Source organism: Cellvibrio sp. ARAG 10.3 (genome assembly GCF_051846955.1).
Taxonomy (GTDB): domain Bacteria; phylum Pseudomonadota; class Gammaproteobacteria; order Pseudomonadales; family Cellvibrionaceae; genus Cellvibrio.
Genome location: NZ_JBPYCU010000001.1, coordinates 63023 through 84411, shown reverse-complemented (window position 1 = coordinate 84411; position 21389 = coordinate 63023). Strand labels below are relative to the sequence as shown.

Genomic DNA, 21389 nt, shown 5'->3' with positions numbered 1-21389 from the left:
TCTGTTTCTGTGATAGTTTTATAAATGTGCATAATCAAGCACGTTCCAGATGTTGCTTGGTTCTCTTCCAGGTGTTATTGCTTAAGATCCTTTTACACACGATGCCGAAGGCTTCCAGGTAGACATTTCCCCGTTCATCGCAGATAACCGCATCGCATTTCAATATTTGCTCATTAAGAAGTATGCGTGTGATCAGGCAATAAGAACGACTGGCTGGTGGTCGGTGAAGCACAACGTCGTTAACGCTGAAGGGGATGTAAACTGCGTCCGTCCCATGCAGGAATGCGAATTTTGCACTCACAATTGCAGCATCCAACCAAGCGGGATGGAGAGCGTAATGAGCAAAGTTTTCGTGCAGTTCATCACTGATGCTGATCATGGATAGTGCCTGAGTTTCCCCAACCAATATCCTCTCTACCGTCGTTAAAGAGCCCTGATAGTCGACCCCCTGGGTACGCAGCAAATGATAGATATCCTGTTTTTCATAAGCTGTAGTCAGATCTCGCAAGAGGGATTCGAGATCAAGTGTCGATGGGTTTCGATCAACAGTGGTAACAGTACCGCTGGATGATTTTTCGATTACCGTGCGGTCACATATCCGGTGGTGGCTTTCAAACGCAATGCTGTTGTTGCGACTTTCTTGAAAGTGAATGGACACGCGGGCATATTCGTCCGACATCAAAGAGAGTGGTGAATAGAAAACGATGCGTTGTACACAGTTGGCATTCTTGAACTCGGGGTGGATGCGCGCGGCTTCCAATGCCATGCTGGGATAAGTAACACCCAATAGCACTTCATCGTCAAAAACTTTATGTTCTCTCAAGTAGGGCTCGCCCTGCTGAAAATCTTCATGCCACACGGGCGGTTCATCAGGGATGGGTTTATCAAGGGAATTAAAGATCTTCGTTTGATTGACCAGCGGCGACTGACGAGATTCTATCCAGTGGCGCGTGCGGCTAAAGGGATAGCCCGGGAGGCTGATGCGATGTGGTTTTTCGTCATCGTAGAGCCGGCGCCAATCAATAGCGGCACCGCGCAACCAGATATCGCGCAAGTATGTCAGATCATATTGCTCAAGGGCCCGCTCAATATCGACGGCAGAAACGTCTACATCGGATTGTGCGACCACATGATAGAGCCCACCTGGACATTCACCTTGATCAGCAAATGTCGCCAGCACTTTTATCAAGGCGTCCTTGTCATCACAGATAATCGCCAGGCGATGGTCAAACGTATCTCGTCCAACCTGCAGGGTATAGGCTATATCCGAAAGGTTAACAGCGGTTTTTGTGAGTGCTCGGCTTACTGATTTCGCGTAGGCGCGCAGATTCAAAGCAGATTTTGCTGATAACAAAATCAGCTCAGATTGAGTCATGTTCCCAGTCGTGTCAGCGTGTCCGCGACCTTCAGGGTATTCCTCAAGGATAAGGTGTGCATTTACGCCGCCAGCACCAAAGGCGTTAATAGCGGCGCGGCGCGGTAGAGCGTTGCCAGATGTGTCGGTCAGTGCCTGCCAGTCGCGACGCTCACTTAGCAGATAAAAAGGTGACTTTTTCAGATCAATATAGGGATTAGCATTGTTCAGATGGATTAACCCAGGCAGCTTTTTGAATCTCAGGCTAAGCAAGACTTTGATGACGCTGGCTATGCCGGACGCCGCCTCCAGGTGGCCGATATTGGTTTTGATCGTACCTATGCCGCAAGCCGTATCAGAAACGCCGGACGCTTGTTCATTAAATTCATTAAAAGCTTTCTCCAGTGCACTGATTTCAATTGGATCACCCAGCTTTGTTCCGGTGCCGTGTGCCTCGATGTAAGAGACCGTAGCCGGATGTACACCACAACGCGAATAGGCTTCTTTAATTAATTGATACTGGGCTTTCAAATTCGGCGCAGTCAGAGTGTTCGCATGTCCACCATGATTGGTGTGGCTTCCTTTAATAACAGCAATAATATTGTCCCGATCGGCTTTGGCGCGGCCGAGCGGTTTCAGCACGATAGCTGCACCACCCTCTCCCCGCACGAAACCGTCTGCGCTTTCGTCAAATGATTTACAGCGGCCATCTGCACTTAACATCTGCGCTTGTTCAAACACCGAGCTCAGGCGCGGGCTCATCATAATACTGATGCCGCCGACAATCGCTTGTGGGCAAATACCAGCTTTTATATCTTGAACGGCTCGATGAATGGCAACAAGAGAACTGGAACATAAGGTATCTATTGGTTCGCTCGGACCACAGAAGTCGAACAAATAGGAGATTCGATTGACGAGGAAAGCATGGTTATTGCCGAAGCTCATCGTCGGAGAGATATCGACAGCGTTACTCTGCAAATAATCTGCATAGTCACGATTCGATAAACCAACGTAAAGTCCTGTTCTGGTACCGGAAAAATCGGATACTTTATATCCGGCATCTTCAATAGCATGCCAAACCAGTTGAATGAACAAGCGTTGTTGTGGGTCCAATAGTGCAGCTTCGTTAGCATCAATACCAAAAAACTCCGCGTCGAATTTATCGACATCTTTAATGAAGGAACCCCAACGTGATTGAGTTTTCCTGCTGTCTTCGGACGCCTTGCCTAATACATCGCGCCACGACCAGCGCTCGTTCGGTACCTCGCGAACAAAGTCTTGCCCGTCCCAAAGCTTTAACCAGAATTCCTCCAGGTTCTCGCTGTCGGGCATCAGTGCCTGCATGCCAATAATCGCAATGTCATCGTCTGAATAGTGACTGTGAGAGTGTTCTGTCTTTGCAGTGCCGGTGTGTGGCGGAAGGATTGTCGGTATGCAAAGGGCTTCGGTTACTTCCGCCACCTCTGTTCGAGCATCGCCTGATGAACCAAGATTACCGAGTGCTGCCTGAATATCATTCGGATATTCCGCTAATAAATAATCTGCAAGTTCTGAAAGTGTGTGATACTCAAAAAGTACCACGGGTGTCATGTCAGTTTTGTAACTGGTGTTGATCTCCGAAACAAATTCCGTGTTTGATATGGAATCAAAACCGTAGTTTGTTAAATGCGTTGTGTCCGAGATCCTATCCGCAGGAACTTTAGTTATGGATGAAGCGAGGCCTTTCAGATTCGCTAAGAGGACATTGCGCATCTGTTGTGAGCCAGCGTGATCAATAACAGAATGCGCATCTACCGCTGATACTTCATCGTCGGATGTGACTTGAGAGAAATACTCAATGATGGTATCCCTATGTTCACTCGCGATATGCCTGGCCACTTCACGTAAAGTATTGTGCTCGAAGAAGATAACAGGTGTCAGATCTGTACCAAAGGTGTTATTAATGCTCGTTGCCAGTTCGGTATTTGCAATTGAATCAAAACCCAATTCAGGAAGGACGGAATCACCATGGATACTTTCCGGCTTGAGTTTAAGTATGGAGGCAGCCAGTTTCAGCAATACAGCCTCTATCTGCGCCGGTTGATCACGCTGAGTGGAAGGCTTTATCTCTGGCGTTGTTTCCGATATCGATCCATAGACTTTGTCGTCAGAGGTGGCTAGCCCACTGCGTTTACGGACGGCGGTTAATAAAAGCGAGGGATTTCCGCGCACGATCACATGGGAACCACTCAGGTTGGCGAGACTGAAATCCAGTAACCGAAAGCCATCTTCGGATGAGATTGGTTCAACGCCTGTAGATTCCTTAAAAAATCTGATGGCGGATTCATTGGCAGTCATACCACCATCCAACCACAGCGGCCAGCTCAAGCTAAGGGTTTTTCCGCTACGTTGTCCCTTGCTTGCCAAGTTGTTTCGCCATTCACAAAATTCTTCTATGACGGCATTGGCATAGCCATAATCCGTTTGTCCCATGTTGCCCATGGTGGCGGAAATCGACGAGAACCCATAAAAGAATGTTAGCGAACAGCGCCGTGTAGCTTCATCCAGTGCATAGATTCCCTTAACTTTTGGATCAACCACAGGGTCAATATCCCGTGTTGATTTTTTTGAAATTAACTTATCCGCAACAGTACCAGCACAATGGAAAACACCGGTAATCTTGCCCTGGCTTTTCTCAATCCGGGCAACACATTCATTCAATGCGTTGAGATCGGAAATGTTACAAAGGTGATATTCATAAGGAATATCTGCCCATTCGTTACACAGTGTTTCATTTAACGGCTGACGACCAATAATCGCAAGCTTCGCGTTGTATTGTGTGTGGAGATGTCTTACCAGTTTTCGCCCGATGCCACCCGTGCCGCCTGTTATCAGATAGACATCATCTTTATTTAATACCTTGCTCGCGGGGGAGGATAGATTGACGGATTCAATGCGGTAATCTGCCTGCATGCGTATAGTATTGGCATAACGGATTTCAATTGAATCAGGTACATAACGTAAATCGTCTAACAAACGCTGTGCTTCCGCATTTAAATCATCTTCCAGAGCAATGACGGTAGCTTTGATTTTGGTGGTTTCCTGATGTAAGGATCTTACCAGGCCGTTTATGCCGGCAAAAACCGGAGCCATGGGACTTTTGCTGCGGTAAGCGAAAATGAGGCGCGAATGGGTATGGTGAAGTCGTTTTAATGCATGAGAACATACTGCATAAAAGGGCTTGATAACAGAGTCAGTGACCGTATCTATGCTTGCCTCATCACCATCTGACGAATAACTCCAGGCAAAGATGATGTGTTTCGGCAGCCGCTGTTGTTGTTCCAGGTGTGCAAACAAGGCAGTAATGCTGTCTTCGTTGTCTGGATTTACGGTGTAGTAATTATCTCCAAGATATTGATATTTTTCCCGTGGTACAACGGTAATCAGATGTTCGGGGGTTGTGGTGTGATGTGCAAAATCCACGGTAGGAGAAAACACCAATACCGGCCCATCCAACGCCCCATTAACCTCTGGTGCGGATGGCTTCCAAAATTTCTGTAACTGGTAAAAATCCTGATTATTTATGGTTTGTTTTACCGGCTTGTTTTCTGATCTGACGTGCTCAAGATGTGGCGCCTTATTTGTCAGTGTTTTCAGGCAATACTCCCGGATGTCAACCAGACAATCGCCATGAGAGTCGAATATCCGGATATTAAATTTGCGTATTCCTCGCTGGGCCGCTTGCGCATTACTGGTCAGCTCTGCGTGAACGTGGCATACCTTGGTAAGGGCGCCATAGATTGTCAGGGATTTCATCGAGAAGGGGAGGTATGCATTGCTGGAATCCTGCTCCGGATTTGCCAGTATGCCTATGACTGTCTGAATCCCGCCCTCCAGCAGACTGGGGTGAAGAATGAACTGGCCATATTCTGGATTAAATTTCTCCGGAAGACGGACTTCCGCTAGAGATTCACGCGAATTAAAGACTACATTCTGTATCGGCTTATAGCCGTCTTTATAATTGAATGTCAGTTGGCTGAATAAATCATAGATATCGTTGCGATCCATCGCATTTTGGCAGCGTGCCTTGATTGCGCTTATATCTTCACGCGCGGGTTTATGCATGGTGTTGGATGAAACTTCAATCGTGCCTCGTGCGTGGATTTGCTGCTGCTGATGGTCGCGCGAACGAATAACATATTCTTTATTAGGCCATGCGCCTTCAAAGCTAATTTCGAGTGTTTTATGTTGCTGACCAACAGACAGGGCCTGGAACCATACATTGCCTTTTAACGAGATAACCTTGCCTTGCTGTTCTATCTGAGCCAGGTTATCACCGGCGACCCGGGCGAACTCCAGATAGCCGACGGCAGGAAAGATAACGGCATTGTTAACCAGGTGATCGCCAATTAATGGATTATCAATAGCAAGATGTTTGACAAAAACACCTGTTGTAGGCATCGAATCCAACAAGGGGTGATGGAATGGTGACGCTGTTAACCGTTTGCTGACGGCGGGGGCGTTAGGTAACCAGTAATCGACTTCGTCGAACGGGTAGAGCGGTAGTCGAGTCTTTGGGGTTGTGGGCTCATCAGCATAGGCTTTGAACCAGTTGATAGCAACACCCGCGAGCCATAACCTGCCCAAACTGGAAAAAGTACGCTTTTGTAATAAAGGTTGTGTCAGCTCTTCCGCATCGACATCTTTGAACACAGCAAAATAATTTTCCTGGGCAGTTTTTACATTGCTGGCAAGGTATCCAGGATTGGCGGACTCATTGCGAATAAAGGCTAGTAATTGATGACAGGCATCCTGGATTGTATTGGCTTCAATTAGCAGGCGCTCATCAAAAAAAGAACGCCCCACTTGGCTGGTATAACAACAGCTTTGCCAATCCAGCGCCTGTTCGTTTTGCATTAAGAAACGATAATAAGCTTCCGCCAGCTGACGCAGCTGCGTAGCTGATTTTGCAGATAATAAAAGAACATTAGTTGTGGCACCGGGTGTGGCTGCTATATTTTCAGCGGTGTACTCTTCAACAATTACATGAGCGTTAACACCGCCGAAGCCGAACGAACTGACGCCCGCCCGCCGTGGTGTCGGTTGACCATTCATGTCGACAGCAGTCCACGGGCTGCGTTGGGCGGTGAAATAGAAAGGGCTGCCGCTGATGTCAATATGCTTGTTTTGATTGATAAACATCGGCATGCCGGGAAGCGTCCGGTGCTTGAATGCCAGTAGAACCTTGGCAAGCCCTGCCTGGCCAGCAACGGCCTCCAGATGGCCGATATTTGACTTAACAGAACCTATGCCGCAAGGACGGGGTTGTAGTTGGCTGTGTTTTCCCAGTTGTTCAAAGGCGCGCCGAATACCGTCAATTTCTATCGGATCGCCTAACGGTGTTCCCGATCCGTGCGCTTCTATATAACTTAACGAATGCACATCAATTTCTGCATCCTCTACCGCTTTAACAATAAGTTCACATTGCGCTTCACCGCTGGGCGCACTGAGTGAATTTGTTCTGCCACCATGATTTTCAGCGGAACCCAGAATAACGCCATAGATTGCGTCACCATCCTGCTCTGCCTGGTGCAGCGGTTTGATTACCATTGCTGCTACCCCTTCGCTGCGCACATAACCATTGGCGCGATCATCAAACGACATGCAATGGCCATCTTTGCTGAGCATCCCGTTTTTACTAAACGAGTGATGAATATAAGGGCTGGCAATCACATTCACGCCGCCTACAATAGCTGAGTCACAGTCTCCATTTTGGATTGCCCGTATCGCACGGTGCATGGCGACCAGTGAGCTGGAGCAGGCGGTATCAATGACGGCACTCGGGCCACGCAAATTGAATTGATATGACACCCGATTGGCTATCACACAATTAATATTGCCTGAAATGGTGTAACCATCCGGCTGAACGCCATATTTTTGTACCAGATCCCAATAGTCGGATGTGACAATGCCGACAAACACGCCCATATTGGTTCCGCTGACAGCCTCGAGACTCAGTCCCGCATCCTCAAGCGCGTGATAGGATGCCTGGAGGAAAAGCCGTTGTTGCGGGTCCATTAACTCGGCTTCGCGCGGCGAGATATTAAAGAAGCTTGCATCAAATCCGCGAATATTGGGTATGAAGCCACCCATTCTATAAGGATTGCTTTCGCCCGAGCCAAACTCAACGTTGCGCCAATCCCACCGGGAGTTCGGGATCTCAGTGATGCAGTCCAGGCCGTCAACCAGATTCTTCCAGAAAACCTCAGCATTTTTTGCTTCCGGCATCTGCAGTGCCATGCCTACGATGGCTAGTGGTTGTTTTTTGCCGGAAGAGGGCATGCGCTGTGAAAATGATTCTTTTACGGGATTGGAAGCAGACTCTCCCTTGATAAACGGTTCGAGTTCTTGTAATTGACTTTGATAAAAATCGGACAAGGTTGCCACGTGCCGAGATTCGATGAGGTAACTGCATAGCTTGTCTATATTTACATGACTGTAATAAATAGCAGGGCTAAGTTTTATATCGAATCTCTGTTTAATCTTTGCGCTGAGTTGAGTAAAACGGAGTGAATTGAAACCGTACTGGCCAAAAGCCTGATTGGTGTCCACCTGCGGAATAGCCAATAGCTCCTTGATAACTTCCTGCAAATCGTTGCGCAGTAAATTATGGAGTCGCTCTCTTCCTGCCTGACTAACAGCCTCATTCAAGGCAGCGGTTGTGGGGTTTCCCGTTACAGGCACCTCTGCTGCCGGGGCGTCTTTTGAAATTTCAGTATTAGATAAATACGTCGTCAATACTTTGCGATCCACTTTACCGTTCAGTGTCAAGGGAAATGCTGTTACGGTATGAAAGTGACCGGGAATCATGTACTCCGGCAAGAATGACGCGAGGTGCTGTTTGAATCGCGTTTCTGTAATGTGAGCAGCCTGGTTCGTATATAAAACAAAAGCATGGAGGGAACCACTTTGTTCGCTTGATTGAACGGTCACTACCGCTTTTTCCACATCGGCAAGTGATTCAATGGCCGTTTCAATTTCGCCAAGCTCTATACGATAACCATTGAGTTTGATTTGATTATCGATTCGTCCCAAGCATGAGAATTCACCGGAACTTAACAAGCATGCTGCATCCCCTGTACGATATAAACGGCTCTCAGGATCTCTGGAAAAAGGATCGGGTACAAACTTTTCCGCTGTTAATGCTTCGCGCTGCCAATAACCTCGAGCCAGCCCATCACCGCCGATATACAGCTCACCTTTCTCCTCGATGGAAACTGGATTGAGATAATCATCCAGAACATAGAATGTGGTGTTGGCAATAGGCTGCCCAACGGTGATTCGGGTGGCGTCGGTTATTTTCTGAATTGATGACCAGATGGTCGTTTCAGTAGGACCATACATGTTCCACAATTCACCGCAGCGAGGTATCAATTGGTTGGCCAGTTCTTTCCTTAAAGGCTCTCCTCCACATAAGGCTTTGAGGGACAGTTTCTCGTCCCAGCCTGCGGCTAGCAGCATTTCCCACGTCGTGGGAGTTGCTTGCAGTAAAGTTATATTTCCCGCCTGTAATTTTTCCAGGAGAGCAAAGCCGTCTTTGGCATCCTGAGCAGAACAAATTTCAACGGTACCGCCTTTAATTAGCGGCAGATATAACTCCAGTCCAGCGATATCAAAACAAACGGTAGTTACTGATAATAAATGATCATTCGCTGTAAAGCCGGGCGCCTCCGCCATTGATACCAAAAAATTGGTTAGTCCCCTATGAGTTACCTCTACTCCTTTGGGTTTACCAGTAGAGCCGGATGTATAAATGATATAAGCGCTATCCTCGATGCCCGGGAACGCTAATGTGTTGGTCGTCTCCGCCGTCGACGTGTTGATTTGATCGATATTAAGAGAAGAGAAGTATTCGCGGTCGAGCCCATTCTGGATGCTGGACTGGGTCAATAATATCTTTAGCCCGCTGTCATCAATCATATGTTGCAGGCGTTCATCCGGATAGATAGGGTCTAACGGAATGTAAATAGCACCGGCACGCATAGTACCCAGAAGTGCTGCAATCATATCGAAAGAACGCGTCAACAAAACACCGACCCGGTCACCAGGCATGACTTTATGCGTCAATAACTGTGCGGCGATTTGGTCTACACGTTGCTGTAGTTGGTGATAAGTGAATGTTTCACCTTCGCAGACAACAGAAATTTTTTGCGGGTTAGCCTGGGCTTGTTGATAGAAAAGTTCAACGGTGCTTAAAGAAGGGTAATCCTTATTTTGCCGGTTGACGTCATCCAGTAGCTTTATCTCCTCGTCCAGTAAAAGGTTGATACGAGATACTGGTAAGTTATGCGCATTGGTGCTTATTAGTGAAATAAACCGGTTGAGTTTCTTTTCGAAACTGGACATTAACGCATGTTCAGCTTCGCCTCCGGCGAATAAGTGCCATTTATGAGAACTTTTATCCAGGAGTAGCGTGATTCCGTGACTCGCAACGATGGGGTCATATGCTAGAAATTCCGCATCGGTATGGCAGATAACTACAGATACTTCAAATTTATAACGCTGCTCGTCCATACGCGCCGAATCGAGGGAAGGGTAACGAGCAAATATATCAATAGGGCAAAACGGATTCTGACTGAGCTTATGAAGTTGGGTCAGAAGTTGAGTTCTGAGTGCGTCGAAATCTGTGTCGTCAGCCAGACTCCACACTAACGGAAGATGCCTTAAATAAAAATTTTTATCGTCTGCGTGAGGGCTTTCCACACCGACTATGTAGGTTTCTGCTTTGCGCGACCGGCTTAGAAATCCGCAGATAAGAACAGTAATGTCATGGTTATCCAGGATGGCTAATAACGAAGCGGGTGCGTCCCACTCGCGATGATGGGATGCTTTCTCCATGGAGATAGAATTGAGATCGTTATCGATATCGAAAGCTTTGAATATATTCACCCAGTAGCTTTCTCCTCGAGCGCTTTGTAAATAATTGCTTTGCTGTAAGCGAGAGACTTTATAGTCTTCTATAGGATGAGAAGCATGAGATTGAATGAATGTTTGTGGGGTAATTGAATTTCCGTTCAGCTGCTTTAGTCCAAGTAAAATAATATCCTGGGTCTCGGTAGTTACACGTAGTTCTCCTTGCCGGGTAACATGCATGATGCCGGGATCGGATGCTGTCTTTTCCGGTGCAATAATGACAGCGTCTACGCAAAAGAATTTTCCACCGCAGTAAAATTTTGGTGTGGCGAGTGGGTTGTCATAGTTACCGAAATGTAATCCATTGATAAACGCCTGAACGGATTTTGCATGGCTTTTCCACGCAATGAGGCCCATATTTTCCGGTCGTTGGTATTTAGAGAAATATGTTCTTTTGCTTAGGTCTTGTGTTACAAATTTAATATTCTGCGCGGCCAGGTTGTGAATAAGCTCACCAAAACTTTCAATAGCAGCTTCGTAACATTTTAGATTTAGAGAGAAAGCGGTGTCACATAATTCAGCATCGAATTGTCGTTGCACCAAAATGCGGCCTTCATCAACAGTTGGCAGCATTTCATGCCAGGTAATCCCGTGAATGCTTTCCTGATTGATTAATGCCCAGGATGTAGCATGAATACCTGCATAAGCCGGTAGCAGTGCATCGTGGTAATTTATTGAGAGTTTTTTTGCCATGGCCAGTACATCTCCAGGGATAACTTCCAGATGTACTATGCTGAACAAGTAGTCAAATTCTATTGAAGAAAGATAGGGGCTATAAATTGTTTTCCTGGCTTCTATTGTCGGAATGCCATTCGAATCCGCCCATGCTTTGGTAGAAGTATCAAGGGTAATAATGACATTAATGTGGTGTCCATTGTGGAGTAATTGCTGGGCACATTGGATTAATAGGCTACCGTCACCGATAAGCGCACAACTAAAGCAACCAGACATGTATATCCATTCCTTAATAAAGTCCGATAGATCTAATCTTCATAACGTGAAGATCTTTGATTGGTTCAACAGGCTAATATCATTAAAGTGGTGGTCGGTAAGACATGCATGTGTGAAATTTTTTCTATGTTCGAAGCGACGCTGATGGTACCCCTTGATATCCCGATGTAAAACCTACAAAATTGCAATACTAAATTGCATTTTTACATCAGAAGCTTTCCCTTCAACTGTCAAGAGCGTTCAAGCTCATTTTTATATCTTTATCTACAAGGACGCGACCCACATGTGGAGTTACGATGATCTTGTTATTTTTCTGCGTGTCATGCAGGAAGGAAATTTTGCAAATACGGCGAAGAAACTCAATGTTCCGGCCAGTACAATCAGTAGGCGCATAACCAAATTAGAATGCGCATTGAAAACAAAATTGATTAAACGAAACACTCGAAAGTTTCAAGTTACTAATAGTGGCATGACGTTATTTGGGCAATGCATGCCCTTAATTGAATCATTGGAACGTACTTTAAATGCCACCTCTGCTTCGTCTGATGTGATCGGGGGAAAATTGACAATTACTGCGCCAATTTTTTTGGCGCAAGAATTGTTGTCGGAATGGTTTATCGAATTTCAATTGGCGCATCCGCAAGTAGAGCTAAATGTATATACGGATAATAGGATGCGCGATTTATTTACTGAGGAGGTCGATCTGGCGATCCGTATTGGCCCCTTGGAAGATTCCAATCTTATTGCCCAGCGGTTATGGGATATCAAAATAATGGTCTATGCCAGTCAGGCGTATCTGGATTCTCATCATCCCATTGAAAATCCCGGCGACCTCTATGGTCACGCAGCGTTATTTTTTCGCTCTAAAAATGAGCAATGGGTTTTTCAGGATAAAGAGACTGAGGACGTGAAATCTATCAAGCTTGAATCCAGATTACATATTAATGATATAAGAACAGTGGTGAAGGCAATGCAAGCTGGCCTGGGCCTCGCATGTCTTCCACAATTCGCTATTGATAAATGCGCTAGTATATTGGAGCAAGGCTCTCCCGTCGTCCCCATCTTGCAGAACTACACGGTCTTACCTGAACGAAGTTTGCATGTGGTTTATCAGGATGGAAAGTATCTGTCAAAAAATGCAAAGGTCTTTATTGAGTTTTTACGAAAAAAATTTAACGAGTTGACATAAGCTTCGGTTCCAGAGATACAAGAGTTAAAACCGTGCGACACTTTATAGTGTCGATGGACTTTGTCGATCCAGCGTGCGATAGCTCAACGCTTCTGAAACCTGCGCTGTTCCCGGCTGTTCCAAACATTCCATATCCGCCAGGGTGCGCGCTACTTTTAATACCCGATGATACGCGCGCGTTGACAGCCCCAGTTTGTTGATCGCCTGTTCTAATAATAATTTGTCCTGATTATTCAACTGGCAAAAACGTTCCAGTTCCGGTGCGCTGAGCTGGTGATTGCATTTCCCTTGTCGGTCGAGTTGCCGCCGCCTGGTTTGTTCCACGCGCTTGCGTACGTGGGTGCTGTTATCGCCGGTGGACGGTGCATATAACTCACCTTGCTTGAGCGCTCGAACAGGCACATGCATATCAATGCGATCCAGCAGGGGGCCAGAAACCTTATCACGATAGCGGCGGACCTGATCCGGCGTGCAGCGACACCGATCCGCATCACTGCCGTGATAACCACAAGGGCAAGGATTCATGGCGGCTACCAGTTGAAAATGTGCCGGATAAATGACCTGGGCTTTTGCACGGGAAATTCGTACTTCGCCACTTTCCAGCGGTTCTCGCAAGACTTCGAGCACATGCCGTTGGAACTCCGGTAATTCGTCAAGAAACAACACACCGCGATGTGCCAGTGAAATCTCTCCGGGACGCGGATTGCTGCCGCCGCCAACCAGCGCAATCGCAGAGGTAGTGTGATGCGGCGCGCGAAAAGGTCGCTTGCGCCAGGGGTGGCTGCTGGTCTGCGGCGCAACCGAATAAACCGCCGCAACATCCAGCATCTCTCGCTCATCAAGCGCCGGTAAGATGCCGGGCAAGCGGCTGGCTAACATCGTCTTGCCGGTACCGGGCGGGCCGTAGAGGAGTAAGTTATGTCCGCCGCTGGCTGCAATTTCCAGTGCGCGTTTTGCTTGCGCCTGTCCTTTTACATCGCTCAGGTCCAATTGATTGCCATGTTCAACCGCGATGGCGGTTTCGGCCTGAAACAAAAATTCCCGCTGATGTAAATGAGCACACACCTGCAACAAATTATCACTGCCATACACCCGGGTAATGTGGCTCAGCGCGGCTTCACTGGCATTGGGCGTGGGTAAGATCAAATGGCGTTGGGCATCGCCGCTGGCGAGGGCGGCGGGCAACGCGGCGGTGATCGGGCGAAGCTCGCCGGACAGTGCCAGTTCACCCAGGAATTCATAGGCAGTCAGGCTTTCTGTAGGAATTTGTCCGGAGGCGGCGAGGATGCCGAGTGCAATGGGCAGGTCATAGCGACCCCCTTCTTTCGGCAGGTCTGCCGGCGCCAGATTGACGGTGATACGGCGAGCAGGAAATTCAAAGTGGCTATTAAGGATGGCGCTGCGCACCCGGTCCTTGCTTTCCTTCACTGCCGTTTCCGGTAAGCCGACGATGGAAAGACTGGGCAAGCCATTGGAGAGGTGAACTTCTACCGTAACCAGTGGGGCATTGATGCCGAGTTTTGCGCGGGAGTAAACAATGGCCAATGACATAGGCATTCCTTGCGATGTCGAATAAAAGAGTTGTGCACTATAAACAAACTGGGTTGCGAATGAAACGGCTCGCGACCAACGTTTAACTGCCTGGACCGGCTTCGAGGTCGGCCAACGTCTTTTCTAACTGTTCGAGCTTTTCGCGGGTGCGCGCCAGTACCGCCTGTTGTGCATCAAATTCCTCCCGCGTCACCAAGTCGAGCCGGCTAAGTGCCGATTGCAGAGCCAGATGCAATTCACGCTTGGGCAAGAGTGCGGAAATCTGGGGCAGGTTTTTCTGTAATTCCTGTAACAGGCGCTGAGCGAAGTCGGTAATCATTAAACGGGCCTCGGGGTGCTGCTCAAAGCTGTGCAGTCTACTCCCTGTTTTTGCGCTTGTCCTGACGTCTGCGGGAAAAGAAGGACGAATTCATATGCCCGAATCCCATCAATGATCAAAAACGGTGCGCGCCGCTCTGGCGGGGGCACAAAAACAGTGCGAGCCAAATAGCATTTCCTTTATAAATCCTGTGATTTAACCCGCATTTATCCTTATCTGATTGAAATACAAAGTTTTTTTTGTATTGGCCTGCTCTATGCAAAGTTCCATTTGAAGACACAGTTAAAGGTATCGGCTGTTGCCTTTACCACAACACCTCGCGTTGCGGTGTAAATCGACGCCAGACGGAGACACCAGAAAGGCAATAAACACAGTAGTTGTGTGTTGGTTACGGCACTGATGGCCACTGTCGATTGGCAACCGGGTCATGTATTTCCGGTGTTTCCCGCACTCAGTGCGGGGATTTTTTTAGGAGCAGATCGATGAAACTGGTAACAGCGATTATCAAGCCGTTCAAGCTCGATGTGGTGCGCGAAGCGCTTTCCGACATCGGTGTGCACGGTATGACGGTAACCGAAGTAAAAGGTTTTGGTCGGCAAAAGGGGCATTCAGAACTCTATCGCGGCGCAGAATACGTGGTCGATTTTCTGCCCAAGACCAAGATTGAGATTGCCGTTGCCGAGACGGAGCTGGACGCGGTGGTGGAAGCCATCACTAAAGCCGCGAACAGCAGCAAGATTGGTGACGGCAAAATCTTTGTATCAACCCTGGAGCAGGTCGTGCGCATACGTACCGGCGAAACAGGCGAACAAGCACTTTAATTTAACAACTTTAAGATCGGGGAATGAGCAATGGAAGAGAATATTTATCATCTTCAGTACGCCATGGACACCTTTTACTTCCTGGTGTGCGGCGCGCTGGTTATGTGGATGGCCGCCGGCTTCGCCATGCTGGAGTCGGGCTTGGTACGCGCCAAGAACACCACGGAAATTTTGACTAAAAACGTCGCGCTGTATGCGATAGCGTGCATCATGTACATGGTGTGTGGTTACGCCATTATGTACGGCGGTGATGTGTTCCTGTCGGGCATCCAGGACGTGGACGTAGCGGCAACCTTAGGTGAATTCGCCGAACGTGAAGACGGCTTCACCGGTGGTGCCATCTATTCCACCGCCTCCGACTTTTTCTTCCAGGTAGTCTTCGTTGCTACCGCAATGTCCATCGTTTCGGGTGCAGTTGCCGAGCGGATGAAGTTGTGGGCATTCCTCTTGTTCGCCATCGTGATGACCGGCTTTATCTATCCGATGGAAGGTTCATGGACCTGGGGTGGCAACGCCGTATTCGGTATGTACACCTTAGGTGACCTGGGCTTCTCCGACTTTGCCGGATCAGGCATTGTGCACATGGCTGGTGCATCCGCTGCCTTGGCTGGTGTGATCCTGCTGGGTGCGCGTAAAGGCAAATATGGTCCCAATGGTGAAATCCATGCGATCACCGGTGCCAACCTGCCATTGGCTACTCTGGGTACGTTTATCCTGTGGTTGGGCTGGTTCGGTTTCAACGGTGGTTCGGTATTAAAACTGGGCGACATCGGCAACGCTAACTCTGTTGCCATGGTGTTCCTGAATACCAATGCTGCTGCCGCCGGTGGCCTGGTGGCTGCACTCCTGGTGGCCCGCGTGCTATTTGGTAAGGCCGACCTTACCATGGCACTGAACGGTGCACTGGCGGGTCTGGTTGCGATTACTGCTGAGCCTTCCACACCGTCTGCGCTGGCGGCTACCATCATCGGCGCTGTCGGTGGTGTGATCGTGGTCTTCTCAATTATCGGCCTGGATAAACTGAAGATTGATGATCCGGTGGGCGCTATTTCTGTGCACGGCAGCGTTGGTTTGTTCGGTCTGCTGGTTGTACCCTTTACGAATGATGGTTCAACCTTCTCCGGTCAAATCATTGGTGCGATCACCATCTTTGTCTGGGTCTTCGTCACCAGCCTGATCGTTTGGTCTATCATCAAACTGGTTATCGGCATCCGTGTGTCGGAAGAAGAAGAATACGAAGGTGTGGATATCGCTGAATGTGGTATGGAAGCCTACCCTGAGTTTACACACAAGTAAGACGCTCTCTGGCCCATCGCCCGGTAAAACCGGGCGATGGATAGCAAAGCCATAATCTTGCAGTAAACTTGCTCCTGGCGGACTGATGATTTTCACGGGCGTTGCGTGTATCGTAACGGAACTTCACTGACGTTTCCGGGTTCTCAACCCAACGGCTGTGGCCAATCAGATGAATAAAAAAGCCAGGCGATAAGCGGGCAAGCGACAAGCGAGACAAGCACGAGACAAGCAAAGGAACCCACAATGAAACTGATTACTGCTGTAGTAAAACCATTCAAACTTGACGATGTGCGCACCGCACTGTCAGAGGTCGGCGTACAAGGCATGACCGTGACTGAAGTCAAAGGGTTCGGTCGCCAGAAGGGCCACACTGAACTGTACCGCGGTGCTGAATACGTGGTTGATTTTTTACCCAAGGTGAAGATCGAGTTGGCGGTGGATGATTCCATGGTTGAGCAAGCGGTCGAAGCCATCACCAAGGCGGCCCAAACCGGCAAGATTGGTGACGGTAAAATCTTTATCACACCGCTTGAAGAAATTATTCGTATCCGTACCGGTGAAACCGGACCAGACGCGATTTAAATCCTTTCAATGCACAAGCCGTTGTATACGGCTTATTTGCCATTGATGTCTCCGGCAGCGTTACCCCTCGGGTGCGCTGCTTTTTTATGTCTGCTTAACGGGCATGTTGGCGGGCGAGTTGATCGACTATCGGTCGCAGTCTGGCCAGATAACGACGCTGTTGAACCCATAAAAAAACCGGGAAGACAATTAGCATCAACAGCGCGCCGGTCGTGCTCGCCTGCAAATCCAGCCAAGGGCCAATCACGGCAATTACTAAGGTACAAGCAGCAACCAATACGGCAAAACCTGCCAGGTTATTACGCCAGATACGCAATTTGTTATGCGCCCCGAACGCCTCATCGTGTGCACCCTGCAACAAGCGAAGCTGGGCGTCCTGGGGCAGGTGATGAATTTCAGGAAAGTATTTCAATAGCGGTTTCACATTCATTAGAATAGCCCGAAAAATGAGTCTGCCCGTGTAGGGATAATAGTCGCACCCCGGGTATCAAACCGTCTGTGCCAAGGGGCGAAAGGAGCGGCGTGATACGAATCCCCCCGATGCTTATTGCAGCGCTGCAAATTATACGCAGCTTGGGGAAAATTATTCCGGTTTCACCCTCTCTCTATTGCGTCTGATTGTCATACGCGCAAGTCCCTCATTTTTTGTTCCTGCCGCACCATAGGTGGTGGCGGGTACTAATCAGCTGGCTTAAAAAAACAGTTTGTTGCGGAGCAAGCGCGGTTAATAACCAAATTATTTCCACTTTTTAATAGGTAAGATAAAAAAAGCCTAAAAAAAGAAGCTACTTCGCATGACGTTTAAACAGGCCTGCGCTATAAATTAGGCGAAGCGAACGGCCGACCGAAAGCCGGTATGGCTTCGTGCCTCCAACAGTTCAAGATTCCAGGTGACAATATGGCTACTGATGAACCCCTTAACGATGAAGATGTTGATGAGCCCATCGAAGATGAAGAGGATGATGAAGACGTTGATGCCCTTGACAGTGATGAAGTCAGTTTTTCATCCAGTAGCAAGGCCGCCAGCATTGAAATCATCGAAGATTTCAGTATCGCTTCCCGTCAGCGTATACGTGATGAAATCGATGATCAGGTTGCAGCGTTTTTGGCGCGCGGCGGCAAGATCAATGAGGTTCCGCCCAATGTAACCTCAGATCCACCAAAAAAACCCAGCCCGGATTACGGTGGCCGCCCCATTTAATGGCGAGCACCTGCACAGGAACTGTCATACTTTGGCCTCGCGAATAGCGGGGCCAAGTTGTTTTTGTCCCGCGTATTTTTTTATCCTGTTTTCCCCGCGCAGCCCGCGTGCGCCATGCATCAGGGCGCCCATGGCGCTGGGTAATTTTTGCGCGGCGGGGCGCTGGATTTTTAGGGGGGGCTATGAGTAAAATGCGCTGTCTTTTGCCTATGGCCAATGTCCCGCATCCTTAAATCGTTGCAGGTTTACCGCGAACAGCTAAGCAAGAGACGGTAAACGTTTCGTGAGTAAACCAGCGGCATCCGCGCCCAGCAACGAGTCCTTGACCGTCCCGGTCAACTCCTCTCGGCTGGCCGCTTGTTTGTCGGGGTTATCCGCTTTACGGTGGCTGACCGTCGTGAATACCTGTCCCGGATTCGCTGCCACGACCCTAATGACATATAAAGAGGAGCACAGTCACGGTGAATGAACCGCGTCCCCTGCTGATACTAAAGCAGTTGTCGAAAACCTATGGCGACAACCGCGTGCTGGATAATTTTGATCTGACGATCTTCGATGGTGAGTTCTTTACCCTCTTGGGGCCGTCAGGCTGTGGTAAAACCACTGTGCTGCGCATGATCGCCGGTCTGGAAGATGCTGACGTCGGTGAAATCCATTTGGCGGGGCAGGAAATCAGCAAGATCCCGGCAGAGAAACGCCCGGTTAATACCGTGTTCCAGAGTTACGCACTCTTCCCGCACATGACTGTCTTCGACAATGTCGCCTTCGGCTTGAAGATGAGCAAGGTGCCGAAAGAAGAGATCAAACCGCGTGTGATGGAAGCCCTGGAGATGGTGCGCCTGGGTGATTTTGCCCAGCGTAAACCCAGCCAGTTATCCGGTGGTCAGCAGCAACGCGTAGCCATCGCGCGCGCCGTGGTCAATCGCCCCAAACTGTTGCTCCTCGATGAATCTCTCAGTGCATTGGATTACAAGCTCCGCCAACAGATGCAGGTAGAGTTGAAGCGCCTGCAACGCAAGCTGGGTATCACCTTTGTGTACGTCACCCACGATCAGGAAGAAGCGCTGTCGATGTCGGATCGTGTGGTGGTCATGCACAAAGGCAAGGTGCAACAGTTGGGTACGCCGCGCGAGATTTATGAGCAGCCGGCCAACCTGTTTGTGGCAAAATTTATCGGTGAGATCAACCAACTGGATGGTGAAATTGTTGCTATCGACGGTAACCACCAATACGAAGTAAAAGTAGAAGGTATGCAATGGACCCTCCATGCAGACCATAACTTCAAAGTGGGCGATAAGGTGAACGTATTGTTGCGTCCCGAAGATCTGCGTGTGGAATACCTGGAAGATGTGCACACCAGTCAGACGCTGACCGGCAAGATTGTCGAGCGCAATTACAAAGGTAAAACCCTCGACTCCATCATTCGTCTGCCGTCCGGTGCTGAGTTGATCACCAGCGAATTTTTTGACGAGGATGATCCCTCATTCGATTACAGTCTGAACCAAAGCGTCGCCGTGAAATGGGTGCCGGGTTGGGAAGTGGTGTTGCCCTATGAAGCATCATATTAGTCAATTTCGTTTTTGGGCCATCGGCCTTATCACCGTCTGGCTGGCACTGTTTGTGTTCATGCCCAACGTGTTGGTATTGATCACCAGCGTGCTGACCCGCGATACCGTCGACACTGTGGCCCTGCCATTCAATGTTGAGAACTACGTTCGCACCCTGGATATCCTCTATTTGCAAGTGCTGCTGGATTCGCTGGGCATGTCATTGCTGGCGATGGTAGTGTGTTTGTTGATCGGTTACCCGTTTGCGATGTGCATCGCGCAGTTACCCAAGCGTTGGCAACCGATTCTATTATTTCTCGTGATCCTGCCGTTCTGGACCAATTCCCTGGTGCGCACCTACGCGCTGCAATTTATCCTCGGCAACAAGGGGTTGATCAATAACCTGCTGTTGTGGGTGGGCGTGATTGAAAAGCCGCTGCAGCTCTTGTACACCAAGTTTGCGGTGGTGCTCGGGTTGAGTTACATCCTGCTGCCTTTTATGGTGCTACCGCTATTCTCCGCTTTGGAAAAACTCGATGTGCGTTTACTGCACGCAGCGAAGGATTTGGGTGCTGGTGCTTTCCATCGTTTCTGGCGAATTACCGTACCTTTGACCTCACCCGGTATTGTAGCCGGTTGTTTAATGGTGTTATTGCCGGCAATGGGCATGTTCTATATCTCTGATTTGCTCGGTGGTAAAAACCTGTTGCTCGGCAACGTGATCAAAACCCAGTTCCTCAACACACGCGATTGGCCCTTCGGTTCGGCGCTGAGTGTGTTGTTGATTGTCCTGCTCGGCTTCATGCTGTGGTTGTATTTCCGTGCGGCGAAATTTGTCAGTCGTCAGGGAGGCATCAATGACTCGGACTTTTAGATTCAGCTTCCTGGGCCTGGTGTTATTTTTTATTTACCTGCCGATTGGTGTGTTGGTGGTGAACTCCTTCAACGGCTCCCGTTACGGTACCAGCTGGCAAGGATTTACGCTGAAGTGGTATGAACGGTTGCTGGCCAATGAAAGCTTGATGACAGCCGCCACCCATTCACTGACCATCGCCGTGGCGGCCGCCACTGTTGCGACCATCATCGGTACACTGGGTGCCGTTGCACTTTATCGCTACCAATTTCGCGGTAAGGCGGCTTTATCTTCCATGGTGTTCGTCAGTATGCTGACGCCCGATATTGTGATGGCGATTTCGCTGCTGATTATCTTTATCGCCATCGGCATTGAGTTAGGCTTTATTTCCCTGTTGTTAGCACACATTACTTTTTGTTTGCCTTTTGTGATTATTGCCGTGTATTCGCGTTTGCGCGGCTTTGATGTCAAGATGCTGGAAGCCGCGCGCGATCTCGGCGCGTCCGAAAGCCGCGTCTTCTGGAAAATTATTCTGCCGCTGGCGATTCCCGCAGTGGCATCAGGATGGTTATTAAGCTTCACGCTGTCATTGGACGACGTTATTGTGAGCGCATTCGTCACCGGCCCCGGCTATGAAATACTACCGCTCAAGGTATATTCCATGGTGCGCGTCGGTGTTTCACCGGAGGTAAATGCCATCTCGACACTGCTGCTGGTTGTGTCCCTGGTATTGGTCATCATTTCCCAACTTCTTTTACGTGAGGAACGCTAAG

General features: G+C 48.9%; 12 protein-coding genes. 8 read left to right on the top strand and 4 right to left on the bottom strand.

Annotated elements, in window-relative coordinates; all coding sequences use genetic code 11:
* Window positions 1-34 precede the first annotated feature (34 nt).
* Entirely contained in the window at window positions 35-11257 is an 11223-nt protein-coding gene (locus ACSV5M_RS00375; protein WP_439173368.1) for an amino acid adenylation domain-containing protein, read from the bottom strand.
* Between the two features lie 283 nt (window positions 11258-11540).
* Between ACSV5M_RS00375 and ACSV5M_RS00370 the strand changes: the two genes are divergently transcribed.
* Window positions 11541-12446: a LysR family transcriptional regulator gene (locus ACSV5M_RS00370; RefSeq protein WP_439173366.1), complete on the top strand. Its 906-nt coding sequence runs from the start codon at window positions 11541-11543 to the stop codon at window positions 12444-12446.
* A gap of 42 nt (window positions 12447-12488) precedes the next feature.
* Here the strand turns inward: ACSV5M_RS00370 and ACSV5M_RS00365 are convergent, their stop codons facing one another.
* Together ACSV5M_RS00365 and ACSV5M_RS00360 are read right to left on the bottom strand one after the other, a co-directional pair.
* Window positions 12489-13997 carry a YifB family Mg chelatase-like AAA ATPase gene (locus ACSV5M_RS00365; RefSeq protein ID WP_439173365.1) on the bottom strand — a complete coding sequence of 503 codons (1509 nt, stop codon included), beginning with the start codon at window positions 13995-13997 and terminating at the stop codon, window positions 12489-12491.
* An 82-nt stretch (window positions 13998-14079) separates the two neighbouring features.
* Complete coding sequence (locus ACSV5M_RS00360; protein WP_439173364.1) at window positions 14080-14316, bottom strand: accessory factor UbiK family protein; 237 nt, start codon at window positions 14314-14316, stop codon at window positions 14080-14082.
* 482 nt (window positions 14317-14798) lie between these two features.
* Between ACSV5M_RS00360 and ACSV5M_RS00355 the strand changes: the two genes are divergently transcribed.
* From ACSV5M_RS00355 to ACSV5M_RS00345, 3 genes are all read left to right on the top strand, one after another.
* Window positions 14799-15137, top strand: a complete 339-nt coding sequence (locus ACSV5M_RS00355; RefSeq protein ID WP_439173362.1) for a P-II family nitrogen regulator — start codon at window positions 14799-14801, stop codon at window positions 15135-15137.
* A gap of 30 nt (window positions 15138-15167) precedes the next feature.
* A complete protein-coding gene (locus tag ACSV5M_RS00350) occupies window positions 15168-16433 on the top strand; it encodes an ammonium transporter (protein WP_439173361.1) in 1266 nt (421 codons plus the stop codon).
* Window positions 16434-16676: 243 nt separating this feature from the next.
* Complete coding sequence (locus ACSV5M_RS00345; RefSeq protein ID WP_087467211.1) at window positions 16677-17015, top strand: P-II family nitrogen regulator; 339 nt, start codon at window positions 16677-16679, stop codon at window positions 17013-17015.
* Between the two features lie 94 nt (window positions 17016-17109).
* On the opposite strand, the gene ACSV5M_RS00340 is transcribed toward ACSV5M_RS00345, so the two are convergent.
* Window positions 17110-17445, bottom strand: coding sequence for a hypothetical protein (locus ACSV5M_RS00340; protein ID WP_439173359.1), 336 nt, complete (start codon window positions 17443-17445; stop codon window positions 17110-17112).
* A 468-nt stretch (window positions 17446-17913) separates the two neighbouring features.
* Between ACSV5M_RS00340 and ACSV5M_RS00335 the strand changes: the two genes are divergently transcribed.
* From ACSV5M_RS00335 to potC, 4 genes are all read left to right on the top strand, one after another.
* Complete coding sequence (locus ACSV5M_RS00335) at window positions 17914-18216, top strand: hypothetical protein (RefSeq protein WP_439173357.1); 303 nt, start codon at window positions 17914-17916, stop codon at window positions 18214-18216.
* A gap of 461 nt (window positions 18217-18677) precedes the next feature.
* Entirely contained in the window at window positions 18678-19784 is a 1107-nt protein-coding gene (gene potA / locus ACSV5M_RS00330; RefSeq protein WP_439173355.1) for a spermidine/putrescine ABC transporter ATP-binding protein PotA, read from the top strand.
* Window positions 19768-20637: a spermidine/putrescine ABC transporter permease PotB gene (potB, locus tag ACSV5M_RS00325; RefSeq protein ID WP_439173353.1), complete on the top strand. Its 870-nt coding sequence runs from the start codon at window positions 19768-19770 to the stop codon at window positions 20635-20637. Before potA ends, potB begins: the two co-directional genes overlap by 17 nt.
* Window positions 20621-21388, top strand: coding sequence for a spermidine/putrescine ABC transporter permease PotC (potC, locus tag ACSV5M_RS00320; RefSeq protein WP_439173352.1), 768 nt, complete (start codon window positions 20621-20623; stop codon window positions 21386-21388). Before potB ends, potC begins: the two co-directional genes overlap by 17 nt.
* Window position 21389 lies beyond the last annotated feature (1 nt).

Excerpts from the sequence above, each read along its gene's own strand:
- ACSV5M_RS00345 (WP_087467211.1), top strand. The coding sequence starts at position 16,677 with ATGAAACTGATTACTGCTGTAGTAAAACCATTCAAACTTGACGATGTG.
- potC (WP_439173352.1), top strand. The coding sequence starts at position 20,621 with ATGACTCGGACTTTTAGATTCAGCTTCCTGGGCCTGGTGTTATTTTTT.
- ACSV5M_RS00350 (WP_439173361.1), top strand. The coding sequence starts at position 15,168 with ATGGAAGAGAATATTTATCATCTTCAGTACGCCATGGACACCTTTTAC.
- ACSV5M_RS00335 (WP_439173357.1), top strand. The coding sequence starts at position 17,914 with ATGGCTACTGATGAACCCCTTAACGATGAAGATGTTGATGAGCCCATC.
- potB (WP_439173353.1), top strand. The coding sequence starts at position 19,768 with ATGAAGCATCATATTAGTCAATTTCGTTTTTGGGCCATCGGCCTTATC.
- ACSV5M_RS00370 (WP_439173366.1), top strand. The coding sequence starts at position 11,541 with ATGTGGAGTTACGATGATCTTGTTATTTTTCTGCGTGTCATGCAGGAA.
- ACSV5M_RS00375 (WP_439173368.1), bottom strand. The coding sequence starts at position 11,257 with ATGTCTGGTTGCTTTAGTTGTGCGCTTATCGGTGACGGTAGCCTATTA.
- ACSV5M_RS00365 (WP_439173365.1), bottom strand. The coding sequence starts at position 13,997 with ATGTCATTGGCCATTGTTTACTCCCGCGCAAAACTCGGCATCAATGCC.
- ACSV5M_RS00355 (WP_439173362.1), top strand. The coding sequence starts at position 14,799 with ATGAAACTGGTAACAGCGATTATCAAGCCGTTCAAGCTCGATGTGGTG.
- ACSV5M_RS00360 (WP_439173364.1), bottom strand. The coding sequence starts at position 14,316 with ATGATTACCGACTTCGCTCAGCGCCTGTTACAGGAATTACAGAAAAAC.
- ACSV5M_RS00340 (WP_439173359.1), bottom strand. The coding sequence starts at position 17,445 with ATGAATGTGAAACCGCTATTGAAATACTTTCCTGAAATTCATCACCTG.